The sequence below is a fragment of the Calothrix sp. NIES-3974 genome, from assembly GCF_002368395.1.
Taxonomy (GTDB): Bacteria; Cyanobacteriota; Cyanobacteriia; order Cyanobacteriales; family Nostocaceae; genus NIES-3974.
Genome location: NZ_AP018254.1, coordinates 3,619,531 through 3,634,970, shown reverse-complemented (window position 1 = coordinate 3,634,970; position 15,440 = coordinate 3,619,531). Strand labels below are relative to the sequence as shown.

Genomic DNA, 15,440 nt, shown 5'->3' with positions numbered 1-15,440 from the left:
GTGTTTGAATACTTAAGATATTTTGAAGAGTTAACAAATTATGCTGTTAGATACACTGGAAACGTAACTGTAGTTGATAAAATAAGGGCGAACGATGGGACTCGAACCCACGAATGGTGGAACCACAATCCACTGCCTTAACCACTTGGCTACGCTCGCCTCGCATTTGCAATAGCGATTATATCATGTGGTGTTCAACTTAGCCAAGTTTTTTTGCTCAAAAAATTAAAGGTGTTGTTCGTCGCTTCAATAAGATAAACTTATGAAATGAGGATGTTGATCACAAGATGAAACTGTTAAGTGTTCTTGCAGTTGTTGGGACTGCGGGTTTATTGGGGTTAGGTGTGGTGATGGCGAAGAGCAATCCGGGACAGGTGGAGTATGAGGAGTATGCTGCGCAACGTTTTGGGTTGTACTTGAAGGAGAATGCCTGTGGAGAGGGTAAAAATCCGTTAGAAAAGTTTTTGCAAGAAAATTGCGATCGCTTGATTCAGGAAGCACAACCGACGATTCGCGGTTTACTGAGTGCGACGACACAAAGGCGTGATTTTGTGTTTTTCAGTTTGTACACAACGGATTTAAAGGTGAGTCGATGGCTTCCTGGTTATCAGTTTGAAACTTTAGGAGCATTTAATAATTTCTATACTTTTAGTGCTAGGGAAAACTAATTAGGGTGTTTGTGGTTTGGGGGAAGTGGTTGTGTCTGCATATTTGCTGGTTACCCATGGAAGTCGAGATTCGCGACCGGGTTTGGTGATGCAGGAATTGGTGACTAAATTACAAAGTCGCGGTGTCCCCTGTGTGGATGTAGCTAATTTAGAGTTAGCATCACAACCATTATCTGAGCAAATTCAAGATTTTGCTGAGTATGTTTGGAGTCTGGGTTATAAGCGGGTGGTGATTGCACCGTTGTTTTTGCTTGCGGGGGTACATGTGATGGAAGATATTCCGATGCAGGTGGAAATAGCTCAAGCTGGGTTAGCTGGAAAAGTTGAGATAGAAGTAAAAACCTATTTGGGTGCATATTCTGGTGTGGAAGATTTTTTGAGGAGAATCTGCCAACGTTTTGTAGATGATAATTTGTACGGCCAGAATATTTCCCAGCAACTACTGATTTTGCTTGCTCACGGTAGTCGAAGAGTAGATGGAAATACTGCTGTTGAAGCTTTAGCAACAAATTTAAATGGATTGACCGCATATTGGTCTGTGACACCGAATTTAGAATCAAGATTGGCGAAATTAAATCAAGAAGATACTTCAGTTACAAAGGTGGTTGTCGTACCATATTTTTTATTTGCAGGTAAGATTACGGATGCGATCGCAGCATCGATCGACGCGCTAAAATTACAGTTTCCAACAATAACAATATACCAGGCGCAACCGTTGGGTTTAAATGAAGGCTTCGCCGATTTGATTTGGGATTGGTTAGTCGATGAACGAAAATAGTCCAGTAGAGGGAGAATTTTTGGGTAAGGTGTATTTAGTGGGTGCAGGACCTGGAGACCCTGGTTTATTCACTCTCAAGGGGAAAGCCATACTCGAATGTGCAGATGTAGTGATTTATGATGCCTTAGTTAGTCCAGAAATTTTAGCGATGATTAATTCGCAGGCGGAGAAAATTAATGCCGGAAAACGGATGGGTCGGCATTCGTTGTTACAGGAGGAAACGACTCAATTACTAATTGAAAAGGCTCGCACTCAAGCTGTTGTGGTTAGGTTGAAGGGTGGTGATCCGTTTATTTTTGGTCGTGGGGGTGAGGAAATGGAAGCACTTGTAAATGCAGGGATTCCGGTGGAAGTTGTACCGGGTATTACCTCTGGGATTGCCGCTCCTGCCTATGCAGGTATTCCCCTCACCCATCGATTATACAGTTCGTCTGTCACCTTTGTCACGGGACATGAATCGGTGGGGAAATATCGTCCACAAATTCAATGGCAAGCGATCGCTCAAGGTTCAGAAACAATTGTAATTTATATGGGGATTCATAATCTGCCAATGATTATAGAAAATCTGTTGAATGCAGGATTGAGTCAAGAAACACCGATTGCGTTGGTACGTTGGGGAACCCGTTCCGAACAGGAGGAATTAATTGGCGAGGTAGGAACAATTGTGTCCCTGGTGGAATCTTCAGGGTTTACTGCTCCGGCAATTGTTGTAATTGGTCAAGTTGTTAATTTACACTTTAGTCTAGGTAAAGGAGCAGCAAAAAGTAAAAACAACTCTTCCCACAATCTTTAATGGTTTACCGCAACTTCCGGTGTCACGACAAAAGTCAATACGGTTTCATCAACTCCTTTGAGTTCCAAGGAACTACCTTTAATAATTTCCTCGTCTTGCAGGTAATCAGCGACGGCTGCGGATGCTAGAATTGTCCCGGGTTCAGCTGCTTGTTGAAGACGGGAAGCAATATTGACACTGGGACCAACTGCTGTGTAGTCTGCTCGTTCGGAGCAGCCGAACATACCGACAACTGCTGTACCTTGGTGGATACCGCAACGAAATTGTAAGCCGTTACGCCCATCAGTTTCAAAAATACCCTGTTCTCGCCATTTCTGGTTTAATCCTTCTAAACCGTGTAACATAGCCCTGGCGGTATTAATTGCCCGTCGTACCTGTTCGTTGGGAGTAAGTTCTTCTGGTGCTCCATACAGGGCTAAAATTGCATCCCCCATGAACTTATCCACCGTACCTCCGTTATCAAATACGGCTTTGGTCATCACTTCCAAATATTCATTCAGAATTTCTGCCACTTTACGAGAGCGGAGGGTATTAGAGAGTTGGGTAAAACCGACAATATCGCTAAATAAAACCGTAATTAAACGAGGTTCGGGACGCAAATCTAATACTAATTCACCGCGAGCTGCTTTTTGAACTAAAGCACTAGGTAAAAACCGTTTTAAAACGGATTCGGTTAAATAATTATTTAATTCCAAAACCTGACGTTCTGTTGCTTTTAAGGCTAACAAATTACGGGTTTCAGCTAAAAGTTCGCGGTCATTAAAGGGTTTCGCGAGGTAAGCATCCGCACCCCGCTCTGTTCCCTCAATTCGGGTTTCCTCGTCCACTTTGGCTGTGAGCAAAATAATCGGTGTTCCCTTGAGGGTTTCATCACAGCGAATCATTCGAATCATTTCTAAACCTGTCACCAAAGGCATCATTAAATCAGTGACAATCAAATGGGGTTTGATTTCCTGTGCTTTATGGAAACCTTCGGCTCCGTTGCGAGCGGTTTGCACTTGGTAGCCACTATTTTTGAGGATACTAGAAACATAACTGCGCAAATCGGCGTTATCATCGACAACCAAGATAATTTGTTCCTTGGCGATCGCCGATGTTTCCTGACCGTTACTGACCTGATTTGTCACTGGTAATTCTTCTAGCTCACGCTCAAAACTATCAGTGGTCTCAAGTAGCTCTAAATCTGCTAACTCCACATTAGCACGGCTCAAATTTACTTCGCTGGGGGTGTCTAGCACCTGTTCGGGGGGAAGATGCTCATGACCGGGTTTGAGGTAAACACTAAAAGTTGTCCCAGAACCATAAACGGAATCAACGGTGACTTTACCGCCATGTACTTCCGTTAATTCTTTCACTAAAGCCAACCCTAATCCCGTCCCCTCATAGGAACGACTTTCGGAACCTTCCGCTTGGCGAAAACGCTCAAAGAGGTGGGGTATTTGTTCTGGAAGAATGCCGATACCCGTATCTTGGACTTGTAAGCAGCAACTACCATTCTGATTGCTGACCGTCACCGTAATTTTACCCCCATCAGGAGTAAATTTCATGGCATTGGAAAGTAGATTATAAACCACCTTGTCGAACTTTTCCATATCCAAATACACCGTTGGACAGGGGCTAAATTCGCTAACCACCTGCAATCCCTTCTTCTCACAGTAGGGACGGAAGGATTCGACGATTTGACCGACGAATTCGACCAAATCGCAAGGACGGAAACTCGGTTGCATCCTCCCCGCATCAATCCGTTGTAAATCCAGTAACTGATTGACTAAACGTAATAAACGACGGGAATTACGTAGGGCGATCGCACTTTGTTCGTAGGACAACCCCTGTTGATTGGCAACAGCCGATTCCAATGGTCCTTGAATCAGAGTAATGGGGGTACGAAATTCGTGGGAAATATTTTGGAAAAATTCTGTTTTTTGGCGGTCTAGTTCTAGTAAACGTTCTGCCTGCTCGCGGGTTTTTTGATACAAACGGGACTGTTGAACAGCGATCGCGGCTTGGGCTGCAACTGTTTTTGCGAGTTCAATTTCGGCCACTTGCCATTGGCGAGGTCGCGATTCTTCCCGCAAAGTAATACTACCAATACTTTTACCATCAGCCAATAGGGGTACAACCATCAACGAACGCGATCGCCCCCTCAAGGGTAACTCAAAGCCACTAAACTCTGGCGGACAATTTTGCATATCCGCAATAATTACTGGCTCCTGGGTGCGTAACATCTCTTGTAAAATCAGATTACCCCGAATTGGTGCTTGGGATTGGGGTAAAAATTGGTGATCAATCACCTTCGCCCCATCGGTGGCATCGTATAATCCCACACATTGGACGTACTCATCTTCTTCTGTCCACAGGGACAAAACACACCCATCCACCTGTAAAGCTTGACCAAGTTGTTGGGTAATTGCCGCAAAAATATCCTGGGGATTTAAACTGGAACGAATTGTACTGGTAATGGTGTTCACCAACGCTTCCCGTTGAGCAAGCGATCGCACCTGCTCGTAGGCATAGGCTTGGGATAATGCTAAGGCGGCTTGGTCTGCCACCATCATCACCAATTGTACCTCGTCCTCGCTCCAGGTTCGGGGTTGACGACATTGGTGTAACGCTAACACCGCCATCAATTCCTGACGCAAAATTAAGGGTACAATCAAACTGGAACAAATACCAGCCTTCCCAAAAGCCTGGGAGCGAATTTGTAACTGGGGAGTTTCCCCTTGAATTCGCTCATCGTTGACGACATCATTAATCACTTGGACTTCGTGGGTTTCCCAGATTGTCTGAGCTAACTGGGACTTGTCTACCCAATTATCCCCATCTCCCCCCAAGGTCTCCATACCCTGCTGATAAATAAACCCCTGATCACTTAGCTGACCATCTTGACAGGGACGCAGTAAACAAACATCCACCTCCAACATCTGACCAACGGTATCGACAATTGTTTGCAAAATCTGCCGATAATCCAGCGCACTACGAATTGTATTTGTTACCGTATTTAACAAAGACTCCTGTCGCAAAGTGCGGGTTAACTCACGGGTACGAGCTTTGAGAACATTATGGGTATCCAGAGCTTGACGAACCACCACCTTCAACTCTTCCGCTTCCCACGGCTTAGTAACATATTTAAACACCTTACCGGAGTTAATCGCTTCCACCAAGTCCTCAACATCCGTATAGCCAGTTAATATAATCCTAATGATATCAGGGTATTGGGTTGCCGTTAAACTTAAAAATTCAGTCCCGCTCATCATTGGCATTCTTTGGTCAGAGATGATTACAGCCACCTCTCCCTCTTCAGACAATAAATCAAGCGCAGCTGGGCCTGAAGTCGCTCTTAGCACCTTATACTCACGGTAAAAGGTGCGGTAAAGCAAGTCAAGATTGTCGGGTTCATCATCGACAACTAAGATTTTTGGCTTACTATTTCCTGGAGATTTCATGCACCGTTTTCCTGCTGCACTCGCAGTTGTGTAAAGAACAAATGTAATGATTCAAAATAGTTTGGAGTCCGATCTGCTTCGACCTGATTGACGACAGACCAAAAAAATAAAAGCAATTTTAGAGTTAGTAATTTTAAAATATCGAAATAATTCACAGTGATTAACCCATTGTCATTGTTGACAGTTGACCGCCAACAGAACTAAAACCCAATCACCTAGTTTATCTTCCTGCATTTTGCGTAGACCAGCTACGCATGGCGTTTTCTGCGACAACGCAAAGTGCAGCGTACACTCTTTACAGAGCAGTGAGCAATAAGCGTTGAGTAACGGGTTGATTTTCCCAGCACACCCCACTGACTGCAAGTTTTTGGAACTTGTGAGAAACCCTGGTCTTGTGGTGTTCCCCATAGCCACATATTTATGATTCCCAATCTCGGAGTGACATTAACAACCCCAAGTAAATTTTACTGATTCAAATCATGGTCTAAGTTACGAATATTACATTTTACGTCACCTCTCCTTCCGTGAAATCAGTATAATTAGAGACAAAAAAGTTTGTGTCAGTTAAGCTATCTGTCATATATTCTATGCGTATTTTATGTCAATATATTTGCCCAGAAATACGGTGATAAACCACCAGTATTCCCCATATATTCAAGATTATCGCCAAATTATATGCTATCTCCGGCAAAAAAATCTCATAATTTATACTTAAAAAGAGAGTGGAGAGATAGGGAGTGGGAGAAAAGTAGGTATTTGAGAGTACTTGTCAGGACTTACGCACTCGTTACGGGAAATCAGGTGTTTGGGATTGCTACGCAATCAAGTCGCAATGACGGTGTTTACGTCGTCCTTGCGTAAGTCCTACTTATATAAGGAACCCGACTTGAAGCTTGCTAAGTATATTGAGAAAGACAACCTTGCATAGCAAGCTTCTAAGCCAATTATTTCCTCACAAATAGGACTTTACACGGTTCAAAAGAGAGCTTTTCCTGGAAATAGTTAAGGTTTAAAGGTAAACTTTCATCAGTCAACTGTCAACAAACGAAAAGGGGAAATATATAAATTAGCGTGCGAAGTATATTAAAATCCTAATCTCCCTTTTTCTGTTGCTTCCCTCCCACCTATGTACGAATTTACCCACATACCCTACCGAAGAAAATTCATCCAACCTTTGCACACTAGTCATGGGGTTTGGCGGATACGTGAAGGTATTATTGTCAAACTCAGGGATGACCAGGGGAAAATTGGTTGGGGGGAAATAGCCCCGATTAGCTGGTTTGGTTCAGAAAGCTTTACCGCAGCACGGGAATTTTGTGAACAGTTACCACCAGTCATCGATGGGGAAAGGATTTTTCAGATTAGCGATCGCTTACCTGCTTGTCAATTTGGGTTTGAGTCGGCTTTGGCAATGGTTAAGGGTGATTTATCGTTAATTACCCCAGTTCCTCCGATTTTACCCCTATTTCGGTTGAGCGCTTTGCTACCTGCGGGGGAAAAGGCTCTAAGTACGTGGTCAAATCTATGGCAGCAAGGATATCGGACTTTCAAGTGGAAAATCGGTGTCTATCCCCTTGCAGATGAGTTATCAATCTGTCGGCAATTGTTGCAAACTTTACCTGCTGAAGCCAAACTACGTTTAGATGCCAATGGTGGTTTAGACTTTGACAGTGCTAGTTGTTGGCTATATACCTGTGATATGCATTCCTGTATGCACCCAAATCAGGCTAAAGTGGAATTTGTCGAGCAACCCTTACCCCCGAATGAATTTGCGGCAATGCAAACATTGAGCGATTCCTATGCAACCCCAATTGCGTTAGATGAATCTATTGCTAGTCTCCAGCAACTTCAATCCTGCTATGCACAGGGTTGGCGTGGGATATACGTGATTAAACCGGGGATTATCGGTTCACCTCGCCGTTTACAACAAATTTGCAGTGAATATCCCCTAGATACGGTGTTTTCCTCCTGTTTAGAAACGGTGATTGGTCGTAGCGCAGCCCTCCAACTCGCAAATAACATGTCATCTCCAGGATTAGACCCCCTCGGAACCACCCAAAAAATGCGATCGCTCGGTTTTGGGGTACAACAATGGTTCGCCGATGATGAGTACATCTGGCTAAAATCCCTATGGCAAAATTAAATCATCCATCTTTAGATACATATTTTCAATATCTTCACCATTACCCCCACCAGCTAATTATCGGTCACGAAAACCAAGTTTTACTGGAAAAAATCCAAACCGCTTCCACCCAGTTAAATCAAAGTTTAGCCGACCTATCCCTTCCCTATCCTCCCCGCATATTGATAATTGAACCCGAACCAGTTCAATTTATCAGTCTATTTTTAGCTGCATCCACCACCAACTCTCATATTTTTCTATGTAATCCCCACTGGGGTCAAAATGAATGGGAGCAGGTTTTTCACCTCACCCAACCGGATTTAATTATTGGTTCATACCCCCTCATTTCCACACCCATTCCCCTTCCCCTCCATCCCCCCCATCTCCAGACATCCCCCCAAATCATGATTCCCACCGGAGGAACCTCTGGTCAGATTAAATTCGCTGTCCACACCTGGGAAACCCTGTCAGCTTCTGTATCCGGTTTTTTACAGCATTTCCAATTATCCTCAGCCAATTTTATTTGCACCCTTCCCCTATATCACGTCAGTGGGTTAATGCAATTCCTGCGTACTTTCCTCAGTGGAGGAAAATTAGTCATTGCTGATTACAAACAAATCGAATCAGCCATCCTTCCCACCATTCATCCCCAGGATTTTTTCATCTCCCTCGTACCCACCCAACTTAGGCGTTTATTACAACATCCCCCCCTTATACCCTGGTTATCCCAAATGCAAGCCATACTACTAGGTGGTGCATCCCCAGGAATCGATTTACTCAATTTAGCCCGTTTCCACCATCTTCCCCTGGCTTTAACCTATGGTATGACCGAAACCGCATCCCAAATAGCCACCCTCCTACCCCAGCAATTTCTCCAAGGTGCAAACCACTGCGGTCAAGTTCTTCCCCATGCCCAAATTCAAATTATCGACGAAAATGGAAATCCATTACCAAATCAATCCATTGGTCAAATCCAAATTCAATCCGCTTCCCTAATGGCAGGATATTACAACCACAATCAAATTAATCATATTTCTCAAAATAACTTCCAACCCGACGATTTAGGCTTTTTTGATAGCGAAAAAAATCTCCATATTATCGGACGCAATAGCGATAAAATTATTACCGGGGGAGAAAACGTCTTTCCCGCAGAAATTGAAGCCATAATTCGCTCCACAGGCTTAGTTGCTGACATAAAAATTATCGGTATTCCTGACCCTGAATGGGGAGAAGCTGTCACCGCAATCTATGTACCCCATTCCCACAATTATTTACAACAAAATGTAATTAACACAATAAAATCTCTACTTCAAACTCAACTCAGCAAATATAAAATTCCCAAGCACTGGATACCCGTCTCCACAATCCCCCGTAATCCCCAAGGTAAAGTTAATCGCCATGAATTAGAAAAAATCACTTATGCTTACTTAACGTAAATTCGACGGATTCTCATAAACCCTCTCTTACTTTTGGAGAGAAGTTTGGGAAACATTGATTTTTTGTCAAAACTACGGATTTTCTGCCCCTATCTGAAGTCGGAGATGGGTTGGGGTGAGGTTGATCGAACTCACGTTTACTTACATCACCACATACAATTGTAGTATGAGATGTAATTTATCATACCTACGATATACTCGCAAACTAAAAATGACAGTTATAATCTGAATACACAGGGTTAAGTTATACCATTAAGACTTACGCGCGCAATACTTCTTTAGTTGATATTCCCTAATCCCTAACATTTCTAGGGATTTGAGAAAAACCATATATTGAGAATAAGTTCTACTAATCAGGATTGATTTGATATTCGAGACATTACAGCAGATTCGAGGTTTATGAGGTACAGTAGCAACAATTAGTAAACCAATTTTTTAGATGCTTTGGATCAACTAATGTCAGTGCAATTTTAATTAAACCATCAACTACAGATGCACTTTTAGGAGAAAACTGTTTTAAGAACGCTTTTAATTGTGACCACCAATGTTCAATTGGATTAAATTCAGGGGAATAAGGAGATAGATAAAGAACACTTGCTCCTACAGATTCAATCAAAGGCTTAATCTCTTCGACTTTATGTGCTGGCAGATTATCCATTACAACGACTGCACCAACCCATAATTGTGGAAGTAAAAAATGCTCTACAAAAACTTTATAAGCTTCTCCATTCATTGAGCCATTTAAAGTCATCACAGCTAAGACTTTTTTGAAGCTAATTCCTCCAATTACACTTATTTTTGCACCTCGGTAATATGGTTTAAAATCATAAGCTCTACTCCCGCGATCGCTTCGAGCATGAGTTCTAGTCAAACCAAGCAAAACACCCATTTCGTCTATAAACACAAGGTTTTCTGGGTCTATGTGTTTTACTTTCTCCCAATATTCTAATCTCAGTTTTTGGACTCTTTCTGTTTTCGCTTGGCTGCTACGTAAAGTCTTTTTTTTCGAGTTAATTCTTGTTTTTGCAATGCACAACACATCACACTTGCACACACCCAAATGTTATATTTTTCTCCAAAATACTCGCAATATTCCAATAAAGTTAAATCCGGGTAACTTTGAACCATTTCTGCTAATTCGCCACCGTAATCATCTAGCTTACCCTTCATTGCTCCACCTTGCTTTTTGGGTTCTAGATGCCCTTCCAATCTTTTTTGCCTGATTAGCTTCTGCACATAGCTTTTTGCTATACCAAACTGCACAGCTACTCCTCGAATTGATGTATCACCCTTTTCGTAAGCACTTACTATTTTTTCTCGTAAATCGATTGAGTAGGGTTTCATTTTAATTTTTGATGCACTAATAACAAGTGTACCTCATTTACCTCGAAAGTGCTGTATAGTGTGTTCTTTGTCTGTGGGTTTGCACAATTCGTATTACTTGTATTAACTCAACAGGAGAATTGACTAAAATTTATGTCAGATAATAAGAACTGTAGCTGTGGTCAATGCAGTAGTTGCTGTAATGGTTACGTTCGTGATGTGAAAAACCCAAATCGATACGTCAACTTAGAGACAGGTAAAGTTAGGGATTTAGATAAAAAATCCAATAAATTGGGAAACCTATTGTTTTTGTGGCTTGTCATTATTTGCCTACTGGCACTTTTGAATAATCAAGCAGTTAAAGACTGTCAAAACAACCCCAAACTATCAGATGGTACATACAAACAACACTGTACACCCCTTTCATCCCGTTAACTCGCAGCACATGCGGAGAGTAGGAAGTACTGGCGATTGATTAAGGAACGGGTGACGCTAATAGTTAGGGTTTGCGGAACAATCACTCTTTGGGTAATAGTTCGCAAACTCCTACATTCAGCCAAGAATTTAAAATTTAAATCTTTAATGATAGATTTTCTCTAAAGAAGAGTTGGGAATGTATATACAAGGACAAATTTTACGCCACTTTTTTTGCTACTATTTCTCAAGTATCTATAGCTCATCCTGATAGCTATTTGTATTACTTGACACTTAATTTAATTGCGTATAAGGTAAATATTAATGTTCCAATTCGGCATCGAACATGAAGTTGCATTTTTAAATTCAGAAGGAAGATTTGCTGACTTTACATCAACTGTTTTCACTGATTTTAGTCAGATTGTAAATGAATTGCCAATATTTAATCAAGATTATCCTTCCTTGCGAGTAGGGGATGCAGGAATTAAGCAGAAGCGTTGGTATATTGAAGGATTTGAACGGTTTGCAGACTCAGAAAAAGTGATTGAATGTGTGCCCAAAGGAATTGAAATTCGTACCTCAATTCATTCTAGTATTGATGGAGCGGTTCAAGAATTAGCAGATAATTTTAATTTACTCCAGTCAACAGCACTTAAATATGGATTTAAACCCGTATTAATCAGTTTTAATCCCTACCGAGCAGAATTCATTCCCCAACCACCCCTAAACCCCTACGAACTTCAGCGCAGACAAGCTTCTCCGGAAAAACAAACTGCAAATATACCCATGTTAACCTATGGGCCAGATTTGAATATTTCCATGCAGGGAATGACAACCGAAAAATTAATTGACATCGGGCAAAAATTAACTTACTACAGTCCCTATATTGTCCCTTTCAGCTTTAGTTCTCCCTTCTACCAAGGACAACTTTGGCAAGGTTTATCTGTGCGTACTTTTTTCCGTACAGGTAAGCGTCCCGCAGCGATGGTTTTTGTGGAAAAACGGGAAGATTTGATTAGTAGTTTTCCCTCCCTGACCAAAATAGCTCGTTTACCAGCAGAAGTTGGCCGAATTGAATTTAAAGCCTGTGATAGTTGTGATAATTTTGGAATTTATGCGGGGTTATTGGCTTTGTTAAAAGGATTAATTCTGGATACAAGTTTGAGTGGTCGAGCTATAACACCTGATGCCAAGTTACATCAATTTAGTGCTAAGTATGGCTTTGATGATGATAATATTTATAATCAAGCCAGAAAACTTTTAGATGCTGCAACAGAAGCCTTAGACAATGATGGAGATGTTAAATTATTGACAGAGTTGCAAGTTTTGTTAGAGAAACGGCAAACACCTGCTCATACATTAATTTATAGGTTTCAGCAATTGGGTAGTATTGAGGGAGCTTTGGGACAAACCTACAGTTAGGAAAGGAAAATTCATTATCTACTCTACTATTCGACCACATTTACTTTGATAGCTGAGAAAAGTTAGTAGTAGTGCAAAGAGTACCTTGATGTGAAAGCATTTTCGTAACTAAAGCCACTACTAAAAACCCGCTCTCTATAGGGTTGGCGAAATTCTTCGACCCCAACCAAGTATGGGAGTTGGGTAGTTTTTCATCAGTACATAAATGCAGAGGAGAAAATCACAATCTTGCCAATTTAAGCAACTAAATAGGAATTATTTAGGGGTTGAGATTTTGCTTGAGCTAGTAGTTGAGTTGCATCTTGTACTGATAGGGCTTTACTAAATAAATGTCCTTGCATTAATTCGCACTCTAGAAGGCGTAAACAGTTTAATTGCTCTGGAGTTTCTACCCCTTCAGCAACAACAGCTAAATTTAATCCGTGTGCCAAGGCAATAATTGCAGTTGTAATTGCTAAATCATGAGGATTGGAGGCAATTTCAGATACAAAGGAGCGGTCTATTTTTAAAGTCTTTAACGGGAAATTTTTTAAGTAGGATAGAGAGCTATATCCAGTTCCAAAATCATCAATTGAAAGTAGAATCCCCATGCGGTGTAACTCCGTCATGACTTCCTGGGTCTTTTCCACATTTTGCATGGCTAGACTTTCAGTAATTTCTAATTCTAAATTTTCTGGAGCTAGTTTTGTTTCTGCTAGTATCTCCTGAATTGATGTCGCAATATTTGGTTGCTGAAATTGACAAGCGGATAAATTCACTGCGATTGACAAATTCGGCAGATTAAACATTTCCTGCCAAATTTTAGTTTGCCGACAAGCACTGCGTAAAACCCATTCTCCTATTGGCACAATTAATCCGGTTTCTTCTGCAATAGGAATAAATTTACTAGGAGCGATAATTCCTAATTTAGGATGTCGCCACCTTAGTAGGGCTTCCATTTTGGTAATTTCTCCAGTGGAGATATTCACTTGTGGTTGATAATAAATTGTAAATTCATTCCGCTCCAGAGCGTAATGTAAATTATTTTCTAAAACTAGTAGTTCAGAGGCTTGGGAATTAATTGCTGAATAGTAAAATTGATATTTATTACAGCCTTGTGCTTTAGCCCGGTATAGTGCTACGTCAGCATTTTGAATTAATGTATCCCCATCACGTCCATGTAATGGATATAAAGCAATTCCGATACTTACACCTATATGTAAATGGTGATTATCAATATTAAAACTTGGTTTTAATGCGGCGATAATTCGCTCTTGAACCGTTGCAACAGCACGTGCATCACGAATATTAGGTAGGATGATTGTAAACTCATCTCCACCCCAGCGTGCAATCGTATCTTCTTCTCCAAGACAACTAGTTAAACGTTGGGCTACTGTCTGCAAAAGTTTATCACCGATTGGATGTCCCAGGGTATCATTAATGGTTTTAAATCTATCCAAGTCCAGAAAACAAACTGCTAAAGATTGATTGTTAATACGTGCATTTTGTAAAGCTTTAGCAAGTCGTTCATTAAATAGAACTCGATTCGGAAGATTGGTTAATAAATCATGTAAAGCTTGATGACGAATCTTGGCTTCAGCTAACTTTTGGGCTGTCACATCACGGAAACTCCACACCCGTCCGACGATTTTACCATTGATATATTGGGGTTGGGTGTATCGCTCGAAGATTCGACCGTCTTTGAACGAAATAGTATCATAAATCTGTGTATGGGGATTATTATTTAAATTCCGAAGTACTTTCAAATAATCCTGGGGATGGGTAAGTTGACGCAATGCCTTTTTTAAAGCTAGCCAATTATTTTCAGACATCATCATCTGCTCAGAAATATTCCACATTTGCAGAAATTTCTGGTTATATCCGGAGATATTTCCTTCATTATCTACCACTAAAATTCCATCTGCCGTCGATTCTAAGGTAGCCTGCTGTAGGGAGAGGGATTTTTCTAATTCATGTTGGATAGATTGTCTCCAAGATATTTCTCGCTCTAATTTGGCATTTTGCTCAATTACTTGAGATTCTAATTGCAGTTTCTCTAATAAATGGGTTGCATTCCAACGCTGATATGCAAGAGCGATCGCATTTGCTGTCACCTGCGAAAATATGACTATTTCTTCCAATTTAGATTGAAAAAAATTAATATCTTTGATTTCTAAAATAATACTTGCAATCCATTCTTGCTGCAACATTATTGGTTGCAATAATGTTGCTTTGACTTCACTATTTTCCCTAAATTTATATCCAGATTCATGTAATTTGTGAGTAATCAGATGTTCCTTTCCTCTAACTAAATTATTTTTACAGCCCGCCTCTAGATAATATTGTAATGTATAGTTAAAGTCAGTCAAAACTAGTTTTTTATCTCCAACATTCCATCCGGATACGACTATAAACTCAGTTTGACTATTATGAAATTTTTCTCGTTCGTGAATACATATACTATGAACATTAAATAAATCAGCTAGTATCGGTAATATTTGACTATAGGCTTCTTGATTTGTTTGTGACTCTAATAATATATGTTCTATTCTGACTAGCCCTTGCAGAGTGTTAAATGGCGATAATAGACCTTTATTGGAGCTAAAGTAAGATTCACTTTGATGCGATAAATTATGATTGTGTAGATGATGACTATGCAGTTCAATATGACTATTTAAAGGTGTTTGTTGGTGGGTTTGAGAACTTAGAAACCCACTCTTTTTGGGAAATATATTTTTTTCACCTGGTTATAATCTATCTGGAGATGATGATATGATATTTCGGGACAGACTTTACAATCAATTGTAAACAGGGAATAAAATAAACTGTTATCAAATTGAATCTTTTCTGATATTAATTGTAGTATATATATACATTGATTAAATATATAATTATAAAAAATGTATATGTTTTTTGAAAAATCGTAAATAAATCTTAGGATATTTGTGATAATACAAAACAAACTTTCTTGTAGCCATAATGAATAGACAAATATTCTATTTAGCTGTTTCAGAAGGTTTCTCCGAGAAGGTAATTTAAGTTGTTGTAAATGATTAGCAGGT

The 15,440-nt window shown here is 40.5% G+C and carries 10 protein-coding genes and 1 tRNA gene; 6 read left to right on the top strand and 5 right to left on the bottom strand.

Annotated features, from left to right (window positions below):
• Window positions 1-86 precede the first annotated feature (86 nt).
• A tRNA-His gene (locus tag CDC37_RS14665) sits at window positions 87-159 on the bottom strand.
• Window positions 160-287: 128 nt separating this feature from the next.
• Here CDC37_RS14665 and CDC37_RS14660 point away from each other — a divergent pair.
• The 3 genes from CDC37_RS14660 to cobA are packed head-to-tail and all read left to right on the top strand — an operon-like array spanning window position 288 to window position 2,239.
• Complete coding sequence (locus tag CDC37_RS14660; protein ID WP_096622677.1) at window positions 288-668, top strand: DUF4359 domain-containing protein; 381 nt, start codon at window positions 288-290, stop codon at window positions 666-668.
• A 31-nt stretch (window positions 669-699) separates the two neighbouring features.
• Window positions 700-1,446: a sirohydrochlorin chelatase gene (locus CDC37_RS14655; protein WP_231943067.1), complete on the top strand. Its 747-nt coding sequence runs from the start codon at window positions 700-702 to the stop codon at window positions 1,444-1,446.
• Window positions 1,433-2,239 (top strand): uroporphyrinogen-III C-methyltransferase, encoded by an 807-nt coding sequence (cobA, locus tag CDC37_RS14650; protein ID WP_096622676.1) that lies wholly within the window; start codon window positions 1,433-1,435, stop codon window positions 2,237-2,239. The genes CDC37_RS14655 and cobA overlap by 14 nt, the downstream gene beginning before the upstream one ends.
• Here the strand turns inward: cobA and CDC37_RS14645 are convergent.
• Window positions 2,236-5,682 (bottom strand): response regulator, encoded by a 3,447-nt coding sequence (locus tag CDC37_RS14645; RefSeq protein ID WP_096622675.1) that lies wholly within the window; start codon window positions 5,680-5,682, stop codon window positions 2,236-2,238. The genes cobA and CDC37_RS14645 overlap by 4 nt on opposite strands.
• A 1,126-nt stretch (window positions 5,683-6,808) precedes the next feature.
• On the opposite strand from CDC37_RS14645, the gene CDC37_RS14640 reads away from it, so the two are divergent.
• Both CDC37_RS14640 and CDC37_RS14635 read left to right on the top strand, forming a co-directional pair.
• The gene (locus CDC37_RS14640; RefSeq protein WP_096622674.1) at window positions 6,809-7,825 is read left to right on the top strand and encodes an o-succinylbenzoate synthase; all 1,017 of its coding nucleotides are present in this window, start codon (window positions 6,809-6,811) and stop codon (window positions 7,823-7,825) included.
• On the top strand, window positions 7,813-9,240 hold the full coding sequence (locus CDC37_RS14635; protein ID WP_096622673.1) for a 2-succinylbenzoate--CoA ligase: 1,428 nt from the start codon (window positions 7,813-7,815) through the stop codon (window positions 9,238-9,240). Before CDC37_RS14640 ends, CDC37_RS14635 begins: the two co-directional genes overlap by 13 nt.
• Before the next feature lie 397 nt (window positions 9,241-9,637).
• Here CDC37_RS14635 and CDC37_RS24395 read toward each other — a convergent pair whose 3' ends face one another.
• Together CDC37_RS24395 and CDC37_RS24955 are read right to left on the bottom strand one after the other, a co-directional pair.
• A complete protein-coding gene (locus CDC37_RS24395) occupies window positions 9,638-10,279 on the bottom strand; it encodes an IS630 family transposase (protein WP_197707004.1) in 642 nt (213 codons plus the stop codon).
• Window positions 10,192-10,584 carry a helix-turn-helix domain-containing protein gene (locus tag CDC37_RS24955; RefSeq protein ID WP_096620491.1) on the bottom strand — a complete coding sequence of 131 codons (393 nt, stop codon included), beginning with the start codon at window positions 10,582-10,584 and terminating at the stop codon, window positions 10,192-10,194. The genes CDC37_RS24395 and CDC37_RS24955 overlap by 88 nt, the downstream gene beginning before the upstream one ends.
• A 717-nt stretch (window positions 10,585-11,301) precedes the next feature.
• On the opposite strand from CDC37_RS24955, the gene CDC37_RS14620 reads away from it, so the two are divergent.
• The gene (locus CDC37_RS14620; protein ID WP_096622672.1) at window positions 11,302-12,399 is read left to right on the top strand and encodes a glutamate--cysteine ligase; all 1,098 of its coding nucleotides are present in this window, start codon (window positions 11,302-11,304) and stop codon (window positions 12,397-12,399) included.
• A gap of 236 nt (window positions 12,400-12,635) precedes the next feature.
• Here CDC37_RS14620 and CDC37_RS14615 read toward each other — a convergent pair whose 3' ends face one another.
• Window positions 12,636-14,588: a putative bifunctional diguanylate cyclase/phosphodiesterase gene (locus CDC37_RS14615; RefSeq protein ID WP_096626239.1), complete on the bottom strand. Its 1,953-nt coding sequence runs from the start codon at window positions 14,586-14,588 to the stop codon at window positions 12,636-12,638.
• Window positions 14,589-15,440: the final 852 nt, after the last annotated feature.

Excerpts from the sequence above, each read along its gene's own strand:
- CDC37_RS14660 (WP_096622677.1), top strand. The coding sequence starts at position 288 with ATGAAACTGTTAAGTGTTCTTGCAGTTGTTGGGACTGCGGGTTTATTG.
- cobA (WP_096622676.1), top strand. The coding sequence starts at position 1,433 with ATGAACGAAAATAGTCCAGTAGAGGGAGAATTTTTGGGTAAGGTGTAT.
- CDC37_RS14645 (WP_096622675.1), bottom strand. The coding sequence starts at position 5,682 with ATGAAATCTCCAGGAAATAGTAAGCCAAAAATCTTAGTTGTCGATGAT.
- CDC37_RS14640 (WP_096622674.1), top strand. The coding sequence starts at position 6,809 with ATGTACGAATTTACCCACATACCCTACCGAAGAAAATTCATCCAACCT.
- CDC37_RS14635 (WP_096622673.1), top strand. The coding sequence starts at position 7,813 with ATGGCAAAATTAAATCATCCATCTTTAGATACATATTTTCAATATCTT.
- CDC37_RS24955 (WP_096620491.1), bottom strand. The coding sequence starts at position 10,584 with ATGAAACCCTACTCAATCGATTTACGAGAAAAAATAGTAAGTGCTTAC.
- CDC37_RS14620 (WP_096622672.1), top strand. The coding sequence starts at position 11,302 with ATGTTCCAATTCGGCATCGAACATGAAGTTGCATTTTTAAATTCAGAA.
- CDC37_RS14615 (WP_096626239.1), bottom strand. The coding sequence starts at position 14,588 with ATGTTGCAGCAAGAATGGATTGCAAGTATTATTTTAGAAATCAAAGAT.